Source organism: Amycolatopsis sp. NPDC059027, assembly GCF_042739735.1.
In the GTDB taxonomy this organism is placed as follows: Bacteria; Actinomycetota; Actinomycetes; order Mycobacteriales; family Pseudonocardiaceae; genus Amycolatopsis.
The window spans coordinates 1-17630 of sequence record NZ_JBHYIK010000002.1; the positions used below are offsets into that span (position 1 = coordinate 1).

The following is a 17630-nucleotide window of genomic DNA, read 5'->3' on the forward strand; positions in this document are numbered from 1 at the left end:
TCGGCGTAGGGGATGTTCAGCGTCTCCTGCAACAGACGGACAAGGCTTCCGTACCCGGTGGTATCGCGGATGCCGCGTCGTTCGAGTTCGGCCATGACCTCGCCCTGCACGGCGGCTTCCCGCCGCTGTACCGACTCGGACTCGAGGAGTCGTGTCAGCAGGCAGTCGACATCGACGCGCCACCACTCGGTGTGCGTTGCGGAGGTGGTGCTGTCGACTGCCACGACATCAACGATACGCCGCCTGATCGAACATGTGTGCTATCGATCGGGTGAACCTCAAGGATATAGTTTTCCTTGCTATATAAGGAACTTCCTTTGGCTGCGTTCGTCTGCCGCGCGGTGGCGACGATGAGTATCGGGCGCGCTAGCGTACGTCCGTAGGGGCCGGGCACGGTCGAGGTACCTTTGGCTTCACCGCGTGGCTCGCCGTGGCGGGTTCGCTATCGACTGGGAGGTTCCGGGATGGCCAGTAAGTTCACCGAGCTCGCGATCGACTGCGCCGACCCTCAGGGCCTCGCCCGGTTCTGGTGCGAGGTGCTCGGCTACGAGGTGCGGGACGAAGAGGACGGGCTCGTCACCATCGGCTCGTCCGCGGTGCCCGAAGGCAGAGACCGTGTTGGCCCGGTGCCGCCGACGCTGACTTTCGCGCGCGTGCCCGAGGGCAAAACCGTCAAGAACAGGCTCCACATCGACCTCAACGCGACCGACCGGGAGCAGGACGAAGAGGTCCGCCGCCTGCTCGACCTGGGTGCGAAACACGCCGAGGTCGGACAGACGGGTGAGGAGAGCTGGGTGACGCTGGCCGACCCGGAAGGGAACGAGTTCTGTGTCCTCGCGGGCCGTTACCCCTGAACGGGAGCCGCGCCCAGCTCGCCCGGATGAGCGAGGCCCAGCTGGTCGCAGAACTCCGTGTGCAGATCGAGGATCTGCGTCAGCGGCGCCGGTTTGCGCGTGGTGGCGGCCATATCCTCTTGCGCTTCCTGCGACCACGGGAACGGGTACACCGTGATGCCGTCCCGCAAGCCGAGTTCGGCCACCTCCGTGCGCCAGGTCGGCCAGAGCAGGTCGTGGTAGTGCCCCGCGGCGCCGCCGTCCAGCAGCCAGGTGAGCCACTGGCTGTGCCCCATCTCCAGGTCTTCCCAGACCAGGCTGGTGGGCGAGAAGTACACGACGCTGCCGGGCGCGCCCGGCCTGCCGTGCTGTTCGTGCTCCATCCCGTTCAGCGTGAAGACGCCGCCGAGCACGTCGTGGGCGACGATCAGGCCCGCGGACGGTTGCCAGTCCGGTTCGACCGTTTCGGGGAACCCGTTGACCTCCGCCATACTGGGCAGTCCGGCCGGGCCGCCGCCCGACCCGCCGTAGACGCGCAGCCAGCCGTCGTGCACCAGGATGCCGCCGGTGTTCAGCGCGATCGCGCCCAGCGGCGAGCGGGCGGTCACCTGGAGCTGGAGCAGCGTTGCCCGGCATCGCTCCGGATCCGGTGGCAGCACGACATGGCTGGTGAAGCTGCCGGCGAGTGCGTCGGCCAGCATCGGCCACGACGGGTAGGGCACGTCGACAAGTTCGGTGATGTCTCGCACGGCTTCGCTTCCTGGTTCGGCGTCTCGGGACGGAGCGACAGCGCTGTCCACAGTGGATAGTCATGCGCAACCGCGCCGCCCAGCGGCAGAACCTAACGCGGCGGGACGATTCGAGTAACCCCTCCTGCCCGTCGAGGCCGACTATCGTGCCCGTTCTGCCCCAGCAGCCGCGAGCGTGGCCGCGAATCCGATCGGCGAGGCAGCGGTCTGGTGCAGATCGAACACGACGAGTTCGTTGCGGCCCCGCCGCAGCCATGGCGCAGGGCAGAAGAGCCGGTGCTGCGGGCCGATCGTCCAGTAACGGCCGAGGTTGTGGCCGTTCACCCAGACCACCCCCTTGGTCCACCTCGACATGTCGACATAGGTATCGCCCAGTGCGGGCACGTCGAAGGCAAGCCGGAAGAACAGACCCGGCCTGCCGGGATCGCTGATGCGGGCGCGCAGCGTCTCGATGAACTTCGAGTCCATTGGCAGCGGGAACACTTCCCAGCCCGTCAGTTCGGCTCCGCGCAGTGAGACGGATTCGAGGATGCCCTTGCGGTCGACCAAGGCGTGGCCGAAGTTGGTGCGTCCCATACCTTCCACGGCGATGTCGAGCGTCGGTGCACCAGTCCCTGGTGGAAGGGTGAGCGGCGCGTTGTCGTTGGTGACGTTGAGCCGGGCGGCGAGGGCCGCCGGGATACGCGGGCGCGAGAAACCGCCGGTGTAGCGGCCGTCGACGAACACCGTGGCGTAGTCGTGCACCCAGCGGATGTCCAGCTTTCCGCCGGTGTAGCCGTCGAGCTTGGTGCGGTACAGGACGAAGCCGGAGTTCTGCCCGTGGGCCTCCATCGGCTGCGGTCGCGACGAGCGCAGCGGTGCCGGGAGGTTGTCCCACAGGGACGCGAAGGGTGTGGGGGTGAACGTCCTGCCCTCGGAGGTGTACGTCGGGATCGGCGCGGGGACCGGCGGAAGTGGATCGGGGACGGCACCGCCGACGATCGAGCGGTAGGCGTGGTAACGCGGTCCGGCGGCGCCTTGTTCGGTGATCGGCGCGTTGTAGTCGTAGCTGGTGATGTCCGGCTGGTAGGCGCCGGAATCGTCCCGCGCGTTGGCGCCCGCCCAGAAGCCGAAGTTGGTGCCGCCGTGGATCATGTACAGGTTGAACGACAGCCCGCCCGCCATGAAACCCTTGAGCTGCGCCGAAACGTCGCTGTCCTGGCCCGCGAACGCCGGTTCACCCCAGTGCGTGAGCCAGCCGGGATAGACCTCGCCGGCCATGGCGGGGACGTCCGGGAACGAATGCCGCGCACCCGCGATCTGCGCGGCGTCACCACCGCTGAGGCCGATGGCGCCGCCGGGGACAACGGTGTGGTTCTGCCGGACCTGTGCGAGCCCGTCCTGCGTGTAAAAGGGGCCTGGTACACCGTTCGAGATCCACAGCTGCCGGATTTCCTCGAGGTACGTGGTGTCGCTGCCGTACGAGCCGTACTCGTTCTCGACCTGGACCATCAGGATCGGCCCGCCGTTGGCGACGAGCAGCGGCCGGACGCGGCGGCTCAGCGCCTCGACGTACCGCTGCACCGCGGCGAAGTAGCGCGGGTCCTCGGAACGCCGGACCCGGAGCTTGATGTCCTTGTGGCGCAACAGGTAGGGCGGAATGCCGCCGAGATCCCATTCGGCGCAGACGTACGGGCCGGGCCGCAGCAGCACCCACATGCCCTCCGCCGCGCACAGCCGGATGAACGCGATGACGTCGCGTCGCTCGGTCTCGAAGTCGAAGACGCCTTCGCGCTCCTCGACGTAGTTCCACATGACGTAGACCGCGATGGTGTTCATGCCCATCGCCTTCGCCATCCGGATCCGGTGCCGCCAGTATTCGACCGGGATCCGCGCCGGATGCAGTTCGCCGCTGCGGATCTGGAACGGCTTGCCGTCCAGCAGGAACGCGCTGCCGTCGGAGGCGAAGCCGAACCGGTGCCGTGCCGTTTCGTTCGCGCCGGCCGTGGTGGCGGGCAGCGCCATCGCCGCCGGGGTCAAGGCGCTGAGGACCAGGAATTGACGTCGCCGCACGCTGGGCTCCTTTGCCGGGGAAAGGTCCGTTCTTGGTCCAGTCCAATCCTTGATCGAGAGTAACCCCGCCCCGTCGGACAAGGCAATGCGTGACTCGCCGGCTATGTCTACAGTGGACGATGTGAGGCGGCTCTCCCCGCTTCGGCGATTCGCGGTTCGCGATGCGGGGTACCGCCATACGAATGAACGCTTTCGCGAGGAGGTGCCGCCGATGAGGTGGAGTGTTGTTCCGGTTGTGGCCTTCGCGGCCTTTGCCGCGGTCGCTTGTTCGTCCCCGGCGGGCGATTCGGGTTCGTCGTCCGCTTCGACTCCGCCGCAGTCGAGCCCCGAAACCGATGTCGTGCGAGGCCCGGCCGCGAGCGGCGCCGACGCGCAGGTCAACATCGTGTACGAGAAGGGCGAGGTCTCGCCGCGGCCCGGGGTGCTCAAACTGCAGAAAGGTCAGCGAATCAAGATCAACGTGACCTCCGATGTGCACCAGAACATCGATGTGGCCGGGTATCCGGACAAGAGCGCGGACGTCGATCCCGGTGATCCGGAGGACATCGGGTTCGCGCCGGAGCACACCGGCGACATCCCGGTGAAACTGCGCGAATCCGGCACGCTGCTCGTGACGATCAAGGTGATCTGACCGGCGATCCGTTACGCACTGCGCTTTTCAGGCGTTCCAAACTAGTCCGTTTGGTCCTGTCGTTTTTCCGGGGCACCTCATTACCCTCCAGTAAGGGTGGCGTCGATCACATCGCCGGTCCGAGGAGGCACCATGGGGTGGCGCGTGCGGCCAGTGATCGGAGACGGTCCGCGCGAGCGCAGGCTCAGACATGTCACCGCGTGCCTGACGTGCACCCTGCGCTGCGCGCACTGCGCGCTTCCGGTGCGGCTCACCGGAAAAGGCGATCACCCCGGCTACGGCGTCGTCGACGAACACGCCGTGGCCGACCTCGGCGGGCTCCCCGATCTGGGACTCCTCCACCGCTTCTGCCGGGACACCCTCGCCAGAAGCCTGACAGCCGAACTCGCCGTCCGGCGCGCGTATCTCGGGCACGTGACCGAGCTGTACGAAACGGGCGGGCGGATCCGGCGGTACGAGCGGCTGGGCGTGTGCCCGCCGCGGCCGGGAAATCCCGAGCTGTACCGGAAACGCTGGCGGGTGGCGAAGATGCGGTACGCGTGCAAGGCGTGCCGGTACTACACCGGCTCGCATTGAGCCACTCGCCGATCGCGTCACGCAGAAGAACCGCCGTGGAGGACTCGTGCTCGTTCGTCTGATTCTCGGTTTGCTCATGACCGTCGCAGGGCTGGCGTTCGCCGGCAGGCGGGTCGCGTTCCTCGTCCGGCTGATCCGGTCCGGCCAGCCGGACACCGGCCGGTCCGACGAGCTGGGCCGCCGCGTGGCCGCGCATCTTCGCGAAGTGTTCGGGCAGCGGAAGCTGCTGAAATGGTCCGTACCGGGGCTCGCGCACTTCTTCACGTTCTGGGGCTTCGTGATCCTCGCGTCGGTGTACCTCGAGGCGTACGGCGCGTTGTTCGACGAGGACTTCCACATCCCCTGGATCGGCCGCTGGTCCGTATTGGGGTTCCTCCAGGACTTCATCGCGGTCGCGGTCGCCGTCTCGCTGGGCGTGTTCGCGGTGATCCGGATCCGGCAGGCCCCGGAGCGCAAGGACCGGGCCTCGCGGTTCTACGGCTCGCACACCGGTGGCGCGTGGCTGATCCTGATCATGATCTTCAACGTCGTCTGGACGATGTTCCTGTTCCGTGGTGCTTCCTCGGCGGCGGGCCATTTCCCGTACGACTCGGGCGCGTTCGTCTCCCTCGGTGTCGGCGATCTGCTGCGGCCGCTCGGGCTCGGCGTCAACGAGCCGCTGGAGACGGTCGGGTTGCTGCTGCACCTGGGCGTGATGCTGTCGTTCCTGAGCATCGTGCTGTACTCCAAGCACCTGCACATCTTCCTGGCACCGGTGAACGTCACCTCGAAACGGCTGCCCGACGCGCTCGGCCCGCTGCTGCCGATGGAGTCGAAGGGCAAGCCGATCGACTTCGAGGACCCCGGCGAGGACGACGTCTTCGGGCGCGGCAAGATCGCGGACTTCACCTGGAAGGGCATGCTGGACTTCGCCACCTGCACCGAATGCGGCCGCTGCCAGTCGCAGTGCCCGGCGTGGAACACGGAAAAGCCGTTGTCCCCCAAGCTGCTCGTGATGGGGCTGCGCGATCACCTCTTCGAAGAGGCGCCGTATGTCCTGAGCGGCAAGGAGAATCCGGAAGCACGACCGCTGGTCGGCACCGCCGAGGAGAACGGCGTGATCGATCCGGACGTCCTCTGGTCGTGCACCACGTGCGGGGCGTGCGTCGAGCAGTGCCCGGTGGACATCGAGCACGTCGACCACGTCGTCGACATGCGGCGCTATCAGGTGATGATCGAATCCGCGTTCCCGAGTGAGCTGGGCGTCCTGTTCCGCAATCTGGAGAACAAGGGGAATCCCTGGGGCCAGAACAACTCCGAGCGCCTGGCGTGGACCAAGGATCTCGGGTTCGACGTCCCGGTGTTCGACGGTGAACTCCGTGAGGGCGTCGAGTACGTCTACTGGATCGGCTGCGCGGGCGCGTTCGACGACAACGCCCGCAAGACCGTGCGCGCGACCGCGGAACTGCTGCACATCGCCGGTGTGGAATACGTCGTGCTCGGCACGGACGAGTCGTGCACCGGCGATCCGGCGCGGCGTTCGGGCAACGAGTTCCTGTTCCAGATGATGGCGCAGCAGACCGTGGAGACGTTGAACGCGGTGTTCGAGGGCCGGGAGCCGCGGCTGCGCAAGATCGTCACCACCTGCCCGCACTGCATGAACACCCTGGGCAGGGAGTACCCGCAGCTCGACGGGCACTACGAGGTCGTGCACCACACGCAGCTGCTGAATCGGCTGGTGCGCACGGGCAGGCTGACGCCGGTGAAGGCGGTCGACGACAGCGGCCCGAGCGTCACCTACCACGACCCGTGTTATCTGGGGCGCCACAACAAGGTCTACACGCCGCCGCGGGATCTGGTCGGGGCCGCGGGCGCCACGCTCGCCGAGATGCCACGGCACGCGGACCGGTCGCTGTGCTGCGGCGCGGGCGGGGCGCGCATGTGGATGGAGGAGCAGATCGGCAAGCGCATCAACCTCGAACGCGTCGACGAGGCCCTCACGACCGAAGCCGAGACGATCGTCACCGGCTGCCCGTTCTGCCGCGTCATGATCTCCGACGGACTGGTGCAGCGGCAGAGCGAGCAGCGCGGTGAGAACGTCGACGTCCGTGACGTCTCCCAGCTGCTGCTGGAGTCGGTGAAACGCGCGACGGCCATGCCCGAGGACGCCCCGGTGATCCCCTGAACTTGTCTCCGGTGGCCTCGAAAGGGTTGTTCCTGCTCGCTCACTTCTCCAGGCGATATTGGACATAACGGCGGGCCGCGTCGGTGAGCTTCGGAAAGTTGCCCCGGTATGCCCACATACCCATGATCACCACGGCGTAGGCGGTGACTCTGGACTCGGGTGCGTCCCTGAACGCGGAGATCTTGCTCGCCCATGCCTCGGCCTCGGCGGGTGTGTGCCCTGCGGCAACTAAACGCAGGACTAGCGAAGTGGTGTCGAGCCACGCGGCGCCCTGGCTTGCCCAAGCCCAGTCGATGATCCGGACTCGGTCCGCTACCAGGATGTTGAGTGGGTGCATATCGCCATGTACGAGGCTGTCGCCCCGCATGGCATCCATCGCCTGGTACTCCAGTGTCACGAGTTCCGCCACGTTTTTCCGGTCCCACGCGTCCAGTTTGTCCGGCGCTGAGTCGGCCAGCCGACGCCACGGGCTCATCCACTTCCATTGTTGTGCGGCGTGTGGGAGATCGATGGGACATCGGCCGAGCGTGCTGACCAACGTGGCCAAGGTATCGGCGACCATTGGTAAGTCGGCCGAGCCTGGTGTGAGATCTGCGTGCCTTCCGGACGTGTGCTCGAACCCGAGGACATTCCAGCCGCCAGCCTTGACTTCCCAGAGAAGACGTGGGGCAACAGTGTGCGGCAGGAATGTGTTCACCGACGCCTCCACTTGTTGCATTCGTGCTTTTTTGGTGCCTGCCAGCGCCCCCTTGATGAAGAAGAAACCGCGTTCCGTCTGAAGTGTGGCTAGGAAATCCGAGTTTCGCCCGGCCGATGGCGGCACTGCGGAGAGGACCGCACCTGACTCATTCTCCACTGCGCGGCGGACGGCGTCGGGGAGTTCCTCCCAGTCCGGGCGGGCCATTGCCTTCCTTTCTTCTCAGTTCGACGCGGGCGGAGGTGGCGGGTCGTCCGAGCAGCCGTTCTTGCACTGCGAGCAGTCGGCGCATTGCGCGGACGGAGTAAACCACAACTCATGGTCCACGGCGAATCCTGCCGCACTGATAGCGGTCACGGTCCGGCGCATCACGTCGCGAAGAGGGGTGCCGCTGCTGTCATCGTCCTCATCATGGGGAACGTGATGAATGAATCGTCCGGCAATGCGATCGCAGAACTCGGCGTATTCCCGTGTGTGGAGAATAAACGTGTGCCACCCGATGTCGACCGTTGCGCTCGGCGCAAGCGATTCCGTGACCTTGGCGCATGTCGCCAAGTAGGCGAGCGCCTGATCGACGATCCGTCGGGCCATTACCGTCGTACAGGCTTCTTCCTGCGCGACCCGGCCGACCAAGCGTCCGAATAGCGTCTCGGAAACGAGCCCCTGACCTGTCAACTGCTCAACCGAGATTGTCATCCTGACCCTTTCTGGGGCTTGTCGGGTGGTTCCCGGCTTGGCCGGTGAGCGCAGCGATTGCGGTCAATGAAGGAGTACGACGCCGGTCTTGGCAACGAGATCGGTCGGGGGAACATGGCCGAGCCGACGGTCGCGTGCGACCCGCCGGATCGACTCGTGAATCTGGTCTTCGGTCGGAAGCTTGTCGCGGGCAGCGTTGAACACCACGGTGATGTCCTTGCGCCGAAGGTCGACGAACTCCACCTCGATGCCGACATCGACACAGGCGAGGTCGATGCCTTCCTTCCAGACGTCCAGGTCGATGTCGCACAGGTGCTCGTGCCGTAACACGATCCATTCGCCGAGGAACAGCTTCTGCGCGAGTACGTCGAAGTCCTTGACCTGGTATGGCTCCGCGACGCCGCACATGGCTACGCCAGCTGGCCGAGGAGCGCGCGGAAGCTCGCAACCCGGATCGCGAGCCAGCCGGTCATCTGCCGGTGCCAGTTCTCCATGTCGGTCCCTTCGCATGGGCGGGCTCATCGAGGTGTCAGCTGCGCTTCGGTGCGGACGGGTCGTTCGCGTGTCATCCCGCCTTCTTGTGCCTCTACAGTGCGCTCCTCATGAGCATAAGACAAGCATAATAAGAGCAATATAGCGCAATCCACTCGTATGGGCGATTCAAGCTCGGTGGATGCGTGCGCGATGCTGGGTGGCGATCATCGTGTACGTGACCCAGGAGGCCCCGATGCAGCTGACCCATCTCGGCACCAGTTCCGGCGAAACCGGATGCCCCTCAGCGTTCGCCACTGACCGGGGCACCTATGTGATTCAAGGCTGGAAGGTTACTGACCCGGGGGCACTCGCCGAGCTGCGTCGCCTCGGCCTGCCTGACCACGAAGCCGCTGTGGAGATCCCGGCCGAGCTGCTGCCGTACCTGCCGACCGCATGAGACTCTCGCGCGACGAGTTCCAGGGCTTGTTCGACGAGGACTGGACAACGGCGTGGCGGTGGGAGTGCCAGGGCACCTACCGCGAGCCGAAGGAGCAAAGCCCGGCCCGGCGGTTCCTCGCGGGTGATCGTGACCTGACCTGGTTCCGGCCGTGGCAAAACCGAGTGCGCGCATGGCGGCGGGAAGGTCGACGCATGGCGCGCGTCCGGATGCTCACCGACCCGCTGACCGACTACCTGCGGTACCAGTTGTTTCTCACCGCAGCCGCGATCGAAGCGGGCGAGGAGATCTTGTTCATCGACGAGTCGCACGCGGTCACACTCGGTGCGCCGAAGGAGGACTACTGGCTCTTCGACGACTCCAAGGTGGCAGTCCTCGCATTCGGTGAAGCGGGTGTCAAGGGCGCCACGCTGATCACGGACAGCGGGGAGATAAGGCCATACCTCGATTGGCGTGCGACCGTCACCCCGGTAGCGTTCCCGCACACCAACGTGGAGCAGTAGAACGAGGAGAGCGTGACCTTCGAGAGTCGCCGCGCGGCCTTCAACGCGCAGCTGCGCGAGATCCGGGAGGCTGCTGGCCTGTCCGGCACCGAGCTGGCCAATTTACTCGGCTGGCATCAAACGAAGGTATCGAAGATCGAGAACGGTCGGCAAACGCCCACCGACTCCGATGTCGTCGAATGGCTACATGCGTGCGATGCGTCGGAATCAGTGGTGGAACAACTGCGCGCTGGACTGCGTGCGGTGCAAGTCGCCCAGCTGACCTGGCGTCGGCAGATACGCGAAGGTCACCGCAAGCGGCAAGAGCAAGGTGCCCGTGATGCCCGCTCCGCCACGGTGATCCGTGGCGTGGAGTTCATGGCCGTGCCGGGTCTCCTTCAGACTCCCGACTACGCGCGGACGATCTTCCACACGCAGGCGGATCTGCTCGGCGTCCCTACCAGCGACATCGAAGATGCGGTGGCTGCGAGGATGGCACGTCAGCAGGTCCTCTACGACAGGTCGAAGACGATCGAGATCCTGTTCGCCGAGTCCGCGTTGCTGCATCCGCTGTGCACGTCGGAGGCGCTCCTCGCGCAGCTCGACCGACTGGATTCCGTTCTGCGGCTGCCGAACGTCCGCATCGGGATTCTGGCCGCGCGCCGGCGGGTCCCGCATCTCCTCCCACACGGCTTCTGGGTGTTCGACAATGAGGTCCGGTTCGAGACTGTCACCGGCGAACAGCGCACCGTCGACGTCGACGAGGTGGCGCTGTACAACAAACTTGCCGACCGGCTGTGGACGGCCGCCGTCGAGCGGGACGAGGCCCGCGAGCTGATCGCCCGGATAGCGGCCGGCCTCCACGGGTGACGGCACATCCGGTCAATTCAGCGGAAGGCTTCGGCGTGATCGGTGGCCCAGTCGGCGAAGGTGTGCGGGTCGCGGCCGGTGAGTTCGCGGAACGCCGGTGAGACCGTCTCCGGGTGCTCGACCATGTCCGCCCAGGCGTCGAGGACGGCGTCGACCAGCGTGCCCGGCCAGCCCTGTGCGAGCAGGTCCTCGCGGGCTTCGGAGCGGGACTGTTCCTCCCAGCGGACCGGGGTGCCGATCGCCTCGCCGATCGCGCGGACCTGGTCGCGCTGGCTGAGCGGTTCGGGGCCGGTGAGCGCGTAGGCCTTGCCGACGTGGTCATCTGTCGTCAGCGCCAGCACTCCGATGGCGGCGAGGTCCTTCTCGTGGACGAGTGTGCGGACGGCGGCGCCGTACGGCCAGTGGACGACGCGGTCCTCGCGGATCTGCGGTGCCCAGCCGAGCGCGTTGGCCGCGAAACCGCCACCGCGCAGGAAAGTCCACTGTAGACCGGAAGCGCGGATGACGGCTTCGAGCGCGGCGTGGGAGCTGCTGATCGGGTCCGCCGCGTCGTCGACCGCCGAGGACGACAGGTAGACGACGCGGGTCGCGTGCTCGGCGATGACGTCCACCACGGGCCCGGCCTGCTCGGCGGGGTGCAGCGGCCACACCAGGAACACGCTGTCGACGCCGGTCAGCGCGGTGTGCAGGCTCGCGGGGTCGCTCAAGTCGCCGCGCACCGCTTCGACGCCGTCCGGGAGCTTCGCGGCCTCGGGGCGGCGCACGAGGGCGCGCACGGTCACGTCCTCGCGTCCCGCGAGCTGGGCGACGAGCGCGCCGCCGACGGTTCCGGTGGCGCCGGTCACGAGAATCGTTTTCCTGGTCATTTCCCTGTTCCTTCGTCCGTTGGCTTACTCCGGCGAAGGTAGGACTTAAAGGGAACTTGAAGTCAACGCGACGCGGCCAGCTCGCCGCGCGAGCGCACCTTGAGCTTCCGCAGCACGCTCGCGACGTGCTGTTCCACCGTGCGCCGTGAGAGGAACAACACCTCGGCGATCTCCCGGTTCGTGTGTCCCTCGGCCAGCAGCCGCGCGACGTCGCGCTCGCGTGGAGAGAGTTCGTCGCCGTAGCCGCGCCGACCGCGTCGTGACGGCGTGACCGCGCCGGTCGATCGGTAGGCGTGGCGGCAGCGGGCGGCGTCGCGGGCGGCCCCGAGCCCGTCGAACACCTCGGCCAGCTTGGTGAACGTGGCGGCCGCGGCGGGATCGCCTTGGCGAAGCCGGCAGTGGGCGAGCCGCTCGGAGGCCAGCGCGGCGTGGTACGGCGCGGGCAGCCGCTCGTACTGGCCGCGGGCGTCGTCGAAGGATTTGACCGCATCCGGCAGTTCGCCGTGGTGCGCGGCCACGATGCCGCGGCAAGTGGCCAGCGCGGCGTGGGCCATCGGCGCGTCGAGCGTGCTGATCTCGCGTTCGAATTCGCCGAGCAGCGCACGGGCCGCGTTCGACCGCCCGCCGAGGCAGTACGCGTCGGCGGCGACCGGGAGCAGGTCACCGGCCCAGGCCCAGACACCCTTGGTGCGCAACAACTCCAGCCCGCGATCGGCCTGCGTCACCGCGGCCTCGACGGAGTCCTGGGCGAGCAGCATCGCGGCGATCCCGCCGTGCGCGGCGATCACCACGGGGGTGAAGGCGTTTCCCGGTTGGTCGACGGCGGTCGCGGTGAAATGCTCGGCCGCGCGGTCCCAGGCACCGCGCGCGGCGGAGAGCAGGCCGAGGATGAGGGACAGCTCGCTGGTCACCGGGAGCAGATCGCGGTATTCCTCGATCAGCGCCTCGGCGCGTTCGTCGAGCCCGGCCCAGTTGCCGGTGAGCCAATCCGTGTGCACCCCGGTCGACCGCGCGGTGCCCACGACATACGGTGCGCCGCAGTCGGCCGCGAGCCGCATTCCGCTGCGCAGCAGCCTTTCCGCTCGCTGATGGTGCCCGATCCACGAACACGCGTCGGCGACGTTGCAGTGCAGCCGGGCGAGCTGCCGCTGCTCCTCGGCGCTTCCGACACGGGCCGGAGCGGCGGCGAGCATGGTCCACGCGTGCGCGTCGCCGGTGTGCAGCCGCGACGCGACGTTGTTGGCCATCAGTGTCAGCGCACGGCCGCGGTCACCGGACGACGACGCCGCCGCGATCAGCTCGTCGACGCGGTCCATCCAGCGCCGATGCTCGGCCAACGGCGTGTCGCTCACCCAAGGCTGGGCGAGCACCGCCATCCCGCGGCCGGCCAGCGCGGGCCGGTCGCCCAGCGCGGCGATCGCCAGCTCGATCTCCACCCGCGCGGCCTCCAAGCTGCCCGCCTGGCGGATCAGCATCAGCCCGAGCGTCAGCCGGACCTCGCCGGACAGCCGTCCGGACAGCCGCTCGTCGGACAGCAGCCGCTCCAGTGTCGCGACGACGTCCCGCTGGGACAGGCCGTTGCACGCCACCGTGCTCAGCTTGACCGCTAGTCTGTCCACATCGGACGGAGTGAGATCGGGGCCGGCCAGTGCCGTGCGGAGCAGGTCGATCGCGGCGGCGAGATCGCCCAGCGCGCCGGCCTGGTCGGCGGCGGCTTCGCCGTAGCGCAGCGCGCCCGCGTGGTCCCCGGCCTTGCGGCAGTGCTCGGCCAGCCGCACCAGCGGCGCCGGATCCCGGTCCCGCAGCAGGCGGACGGCGCGGCGGTGCAGCTCCTGGCGGTCCGGGCCCGCCAGCGTGTCGTACACGGCCTGCTGCGCCAGCGTGTGCCGGAAACCGTAGTGACAGTCGGCGGTCTCGACGAGGATGGCGCGGTCGAGCGCACGCACCAGCGCGTGGCGCGCACGGGCCTGGGCGAGGCCGGAGATCGCCGTCAGCAGGTCCAAGGGCGCCGGTTCGGCGAGCACGGCGGCGGCCTCGGTGATCCGGCGCGCGGCCAGCGGCAGCGCGGTGAGCCGTTCGACGATCGTGTCCCGGAGCAGGGCGGGAACCTCGACGGCGTCGAGAAGTCTTCGCGCCGCCGCGCCGTCCGCCTGCACGGCGCCTTCCGGATCGCGCAGCGCGTGCACGGTTTCTTCGACGGCGAACGGAAGTCCGGCCGTGCGTTCGTGCAACCGGGCGGCGAACTCGGCCGAGACGGCCGGGGTGCCGAGCAGCGCGCCGGTCAGCTGCCGGACGCCGTCGCGGTCGAGCGGTGCGAGCCGGACGAAGACGCTCGCACTGCCCGGCGCCGGCCGGTACGCGCTGCCCAGCGGGAGGCCGCCGGGCACCTCCTCGCCGCGGTAGCTCAGTAACAGGCTCAGCCCCGGCGGGGGATCGCCCATCAGGAACCGCAGCAACTGCCGTGATCCGTCATCGGCCCAGTGCACGTCCTCGACGACGAGCAGCACCGGGCCGAGCGCGTCCAGCAGCGCGCGGACGGCGCGGAACAGCCGGTGCCGGTCCGCCCGCGGATCGCCGAGCGGTGGCGGCGGAGCCGGGAGGTGGGTCAGTTCGGGGAGGTAGGGGGCGAGCGCGCCGGTGAGCGGGCTCAGCGGCCCGGCGGGCACGCCGTCGACGCCGCGCAGCGCCTCGATGACGACGCCGTAGGGAAACGGCTCGCGCAGCGGCTGGCAGCACCCGAGGAGGACCCGGTGCCGTGCCGTCTCCGGCCGCGCGACCAGCTCGCTCACCAGGCGCGTCTTGCCGACACCCGCTTCTCCTTCGAGCATCAGCACCGCGGGTGGCGCGGCGGCGGCGCGGGCCAGCGCGCGCAGTTCGGCCGCCCGTCCGATGAGGACCGGGGAACTCGTCCGGCACACGATCCCGTTGGTCATCGCCCTGCTCCCGATCTAGCGCACCCGAAAGCGGTACAGGCCCAAACCACCTTGTCCGGGTGAACGCAGCTTAGGTCGCGCGGCACCCGTCACGGAACAGATCCGAACGGTCACAGAACTTTCGTAGGGGGTAACGAGCCGGCATTAGTTAGGTAGCCATACGGGCCGCTACCTCGCTTGTTCCCGTGAGTGATTGTCCCCGACAGTGAGACCGAGGTGGCTCTCGGTCACCGCCGGAGCGCGGCCCGTTCGCGCTCCGCTTCTTCTGTTCGAGCGAACGGAGTTGGGTATGCACAACGTCTATCGCAAGGCGGCCCCCGTGGTGGTGGCCGCCTGCGCGATCTCGCTGGGGCTGGCCGCGCCGGCGCAGGCGCAAACCGGGCAGATCCGCAACGCGGGCGTCCCGGGCGCGATCGAGGGCAGCTATCTCGTCGCGCTCAAGTCCGGCGGAGCGCTCACGGCGGCCGCCGGTGACCTCACGCACCGCTACGGCGGACGGGTCACCTATACCTACGACACGGCACTGCGGGGCTTCGCGGCCTCGATGACCGAGGCACAGGCCCGCAAGCTCGCCGCCGACCCGGGCGTCGAGTACGTCGAGCAGGACGGGATCGCACACGTCACCGGCACCCAGACGAACCCGACCTGGGGCCTCGACCGCGTCGACCAGAAGGACCTGCCGCTGGATCAGAAATACACCTACCCGAACACCGGGAACGGCGCCACGGTGTACGTCGTCGACACCGGGACCGACTACAAGCAGGCGGAATTCGGTGGCCGCGCGTCGAGTGGCCACGACTTCATCGACAACGACGACGACGCGTCGGACTGCCACGGGCACGGCACGCACGTCGCCGGGACGGTGGGCAGCAAGACCTACGGCGTGGCCAAGGAAGCCAAGATCGTCGCGGTGCGGGTGCTGAACTGCCAGGGCCAGGGCTCGTGGGCGCAGGTCGTCGCCGGGATCGACTGGGTGGCCAAGAACGCGAAGGCCCCGTCGGTGCTGACCATGAGCCTCGGCGGGGCCGCCAGCTCCACTGTGGACAATGCGGTGAAGAAGGCGGTGGCCGCGGGCGTCACGAACACCGTCGCGGCGGGCAACGACAACAAGAACGCCTGCAACACCAGCCCGGCGCGGGTGCCCGAGGCGATCACCGTGAACGCCTCGGACAACAAGGACAGCAGGGCGTCGTTCTCCAACTTCGGTAACTGCACCGACATCTTCGCGCCGGGCGTGAACATCACGTCGCTGCGCAACGGTGGCGGGACGCAGCAGATGAGCGGGACGTCGATGGCCACGCCGCACGTCGCGGGCGCGGCGGCGCTGTACCTGACGGCGCACCCGACGGCCAAGCCCGCCGAGGTCGAGAAGGCGCTCACCGGTGGCGCGAGCGCCGGCGTGGTGAAGAACCCGGGCAGCGGTTCACCGAACAAGCTGCTCAACGTCTCCTTCATCGGTACCGGGGCGATGTTCTGATGCGGCGCGGGATCCTGGCCCTCGGCGCCTGCGTGTCGTTGCTGGCACTCGGTGCCGGGCAGGCAGTCGCGGCCGAGGCGGAAGGTGTTGTCGTACCGGCGAAACAGCACTACGGCGACCAGTACATCGTGGTGCTCAAGGATGCCGGTGCGGCGTCGGCCTCGTCGGCGACGCTGGCCCAGCGGTACGGCGGCGAAGTGCGTTCGACCTACGAGCGGACGTTGCACGGGTTCTCGGTACGCGCGATGACGGACAAGCAGGCGCGGCGGCTGGCCGCCGACCCCGCGGTGAAGGCGGTGTACGAGGACGGCACCGCCCGGATCGCCGACACCCAGACGAATCCCACCTGGGGCCTCGACCGCATCGACCAGAAGAACCTGCCGCTGGACCAGAAGTACACCTACGCCAACAGCGGGGCCGGGGTCACCGCGTACGACCTGGACACCGGTATAAACCCGGACAACCCGGAGTACGGTGGCCGCGCGTCGATCGGCAAGGACTTCGTCGGCGGCGACGGGAAGGACTGCAACGGGCACGGCAGCCACACCGCGGGCACCATCGCCAGCAAGACCTACGGGGTGGCCAAGCAGGTCAAGATCGTCGGGCTCAAGGTGCTCGGCAACGACTGCACCGGCAACGGGCCGGACTCCGCCGCGGTGGACGCGATGGAGTGGGTCACCGCGAACGCCGTCAAACCGGCCGTGGCGAACATGAGCCTCGGCATGGATCAGGTCGGCGTCGGCGACGACGCGCTGAAGAAGTCCATCGCCGCCGGGATCGTGTACTCGGTGGCGGCGGGCAACAGCTCGACGGACGCCTGCTCGGTCAGCCCGGCGCGGGTGCCCGAAGCGATCACAGTCGGCGCGACGGACAACCAGGACGGCCGTGCCTCGTTCTCGAACTACGGCACCTGCGTCGACCTCTTCGCGCCCGGCGTGAACGTGACGTCGCTGAGCACGTCGAACGGCGGAACGGTGAACATGAGCGGGACGTCGATGGCGACTCCGCACGTCACCGGCGCCTCGGCGCTGTACCTGTCCGCGAACCCGGGCGCCACCGCGCAGCAGGTGCGGGACGCGCTGGTCTCGAACGCCACCGACGGCGTGGTGAAGAACCCGGGCAGCGGCTCACCGAACAAGCTGCTCAACGTGTCCTTCATCGGCGGTGGCACACCGTCGAAATGCGGCGTCAAGTCGAACACCACGCCGGTGTCCATTCCGGACGCCGGGGACGCGGTGACCAGCTCGGTGACCCAGGATTCGTGTGACGGCGCGGCTTCGGCCTCGCTGCCGGTGAAGGTGGACATCACCCATACCTACAGCGCGGACCTGACCATCGATCTGGTCGGGCCGAGCGGTGCGGTGTTCTCGCTGCAGAAGCCGGGCGGCGCGGTCTCGGCGAGCGGCGTGCACACGACCTACACGGTGAACGCCGCCGCCGAGCGTGCCAACGGCACGTGGACGTTGCGGGTCAAGGACGTCTACCGCTTCGACACCGGCACGATCGACGGATTCTCCATCACGTTCTGATCCTGCCGCCGAGCCCCCTTCCCGAGGGGAACCGTGGCCCCCGCCCCCCGCGGCGGGGGGGCGGGGGGGTAGAACTGAGGAGCTCCTGTGGTGACGAGCACACAGGCGCTGCAGGGGTGGAGCGACCGCTCACGACGGCCGGGG

General features: G+C 68.2%; 16 protein-coding genes and 1 pseudogene. 9 read left to right on the forward strand and 8 right to left on the reverse strand.

Annotation, left to right across the window (positions count from 1 at the left end; translation table 11 throughout):
• A pseudogene (locus tag ACFWY9_RS01410) lies at positions 1-224 on the reverse strand (HNH endonuclease); the annotation flags it as partial.
• 240 nt (positions 225-464) lie between these two features.
• Between ACFWY9_RS01410 and ACFWY9_RS01415 the strand changes: the two are divergent.
• Positions 465-854: a VOC family protein gene (locus tag ACFWY9_RS01415; RefSeq protein ID WP_378337876.1), complete on the forward strand. Its 390-nt coding sequence runs from the start codon at positions 465-467 to the stop codon at positions 852-854.
• Here the strand turns inward: ACFWY9_RS01415 and ACFWY9_RS01420 are convergent.
• On the reverse strand, positions 845-1582 hold the full coding sequence (locus tag ACFWY9_RS01420) for a DUF2625 family protein (protein WP_378337877.1): 738 nt from the start codon (positions 1580-1582) through the stop codon (positions 845-847). The genes ACFWY9_RS01415 and ACFWY9_RS01420 overlap by 10 nt on opposite strands.
• Before the next feature lie 141 nt (positions 1583-1723).
• Positions 1724-3634, reverse strand: coding sequence for a beta-galactosidase (locus ACFWY9_RS01425; protein WP_378337878.1), 1911 nt, complete (start codon positions 3632-3634; stop codon positions 1724-1726).
• 211 nt (positions 3635-3845) lie between these two features.
• On the opposite strand from ACFWY9_RS01425, the gene ACFWY9_RS01430 reads away from it, so the two are divergent.
• The 3 genes from ACFWY9_RS01430 to ACFWY9_RS01440 all read left to right on the forward strand — a co-directional run bounded on the left by ACFWY9_RS01430 (position 3846) and on the right by ACFWY9_RS01440 (position 7005).
• On the forward strand, positions 3846-4265 hold the full coding sequence (locus ACFWY9_RS01430; protein WP_378337879.1) for a hypothetical protein: 420 nt from the start codon (positions 3846-3848) through the stop codon (positions 4263-4265).
• A 132-nt stretch (positions 4266-4397) separates the two neighbouring features.
• Positions 4398-4841 carry a hypothetical protein gene (locus ACFWY9_RS01435; protein ID WP_378329952.1) on the forward strand — a complete coding sequence of 148 codons (444 nt, stop codon included), beginning with the start codon at positions 4398-4400 and terminating at the stop codon, positions 4839-4841.
• A 46-nt stretch (positions 4842-4887) separates the two neighbouring features.
• Positions 4888-7005 (forward strand): (Fe-S)-binding protein, encoded by a 2118-nt coding sequence (locus tag ACFWY9_RS01440; protein WP_378337880.1) that lies wholly within the window; start codon positions 4888-4890, stop codon positions 7003-7005.
• A 40-nt stretch (positions 7006-7045) separates the two neighbouring features.
• Here the strand turns inward: ACFWY9_RS01440 and ACFWY9_RS01445 are convergent, their stop codons facing one another.
• The 3 genes from ACFWY9_RS01445 to ACFWY9_RS01455 form a co-directional block, all read right to left on the reverse strand.
• The gene (locus ACFWY9_RS01445) at positions 7046-7909 is read right to left on the reverse strand and encodes a phosphotransferase family protein (protein ID WP_378337881.1); all 864 of its coding nucleotides are present in this window, start codon (positions 7907-7909) and stop codon (positions 7046-7048) included.
• Between the two features lie 15 nt (positions 7910-7924).
• Positions 7925-8398, reverse strand: a complete 474-nt coding sequence (locus tag ACFWY9_RS01450) for a glycine-rich domain-containing protein (protein ID WP_378337882.1) — start codon at positions 8396-8398, stop codon at positions 7925-7927.
• A gap of 63 nt (positions 8399-8461) precedes the next feature.
• On the reverse strand, positions 8462-8806 hold the full coding sequence (locus ACFWY9_RS01455) for a hypothetical protein (protein WP_378337883.1): 345 nt from the start codon (positions 8804-8806) through the stop codon (positions 8462-8464).
• 283 nt (positions 8807-9089) lie between these two features.
• On the opposite strand from ACFWY9_RS01455, the gene ACFWY9_RS01460 reads away from it, so the two are divergent.
• Genes ACFWY9_RS01460 through ACFWY9_RS01470 form a run of 3 tightly spaced genes read left to right on the forward strand, consistent with a single transcriptional unit; the run spans position 9090 to position 10681 of the window.
• A complete protein-coding gene (locus ACFWY9_RS01460) occupies positions 9090-9329 on the forward strand; it encodes a hypothetical protein (RefSeq protein WP_378337884.1) in 240 nt (79 codons plus the stop codon).
• Positions 9326-9832 carry a DUF6879 family protein gene (locus tag ACFWY9_RS01465; RefSeq protein WP_378337885.1) on the forward strand — a complete coding sequence of 169 codons (507 nt, stop codon included), beginning with the start codon at positions 9326-9328 and terminating at the stop codon, positions 9830-9832. The genes ACFWY9_RS01460 and ACFWY9_RS01465 overlap by 4 nt, the downstream gene beginning before the upstream one ends.
• Positions 9833-9844: 12 nt before the next feature.
• Complete coding sequence (locus ACFWY9_RS01470; protein ID WP_378337886.1) at positions 9845-10681, forward strand: helix-turn-helix domain-containing protein; 837 nt, start codon at positions 9845-9847, stop codon at positions 10679-10681.
• Positions 10682-10698: 17 nt separating this feature from the next.
• Here the strand turns inward: ACFWY9_RS01470 and ACFWY9_RS01475 are convergent, their stop codons facing one another.
• Positions 10699-11547, reverse strand: coding sequence for an NAD(P)H-binding protein (locus ACFWY9_RS01475; RefSeq protein ID WP_378337887.1), 849 nt, complete (start codon positions 11545-11547; stop codon positions 10699-10701).
• Between the two features lie 62 nt (positions 11548-11609).
• On the reverse strand, positions 11610-14480 hold the full coding sequence (locus ACFWY9_RS01480; protein WP_378337888.1) for an ATP-binding protein: 2871 nt from the start codon (positions 14478-14480) through the stop codon (positions 11610-11612).
• Positions 14481-14769: 289 nt separating this feature from the next.
• Here ACFWY9_RS01480 and ACFWY9_RS01485 point away from each other — a divergent pair, with 289 nt between their 5' ends.
• Together ACFWY9_RS01485 and ACFWY9_RS01490 are read left to right on the forward strand one after the other, a co-directional pair.
• Positions 14770-15957 (forward strand): S8 family peptidase, encoded by a 1188-nt coding sequence (locus tag ACFWY9_RS01485; protein ID WP_378329948.1) that lies wholly within the window; start codon positions 14770-14772, stop codon positions 15955-15957.
• On the forward strand, positions 15957-17486 hold the full coding sequence (locus ACFWY9_RS01490) for a S8 family serine peptidase (protein ID WP_378337889.1): 1530 nt from the start codon (positions 15957-15959) through the stop codon (positions 17484-17486). Before ACFWY9_RS01485 ends, ACFWY9_RS01490 begins: the two co-directional genes overlap by 1 nt.
• Positions 17487-17630 lie beyond the last annotated feature (144 nt).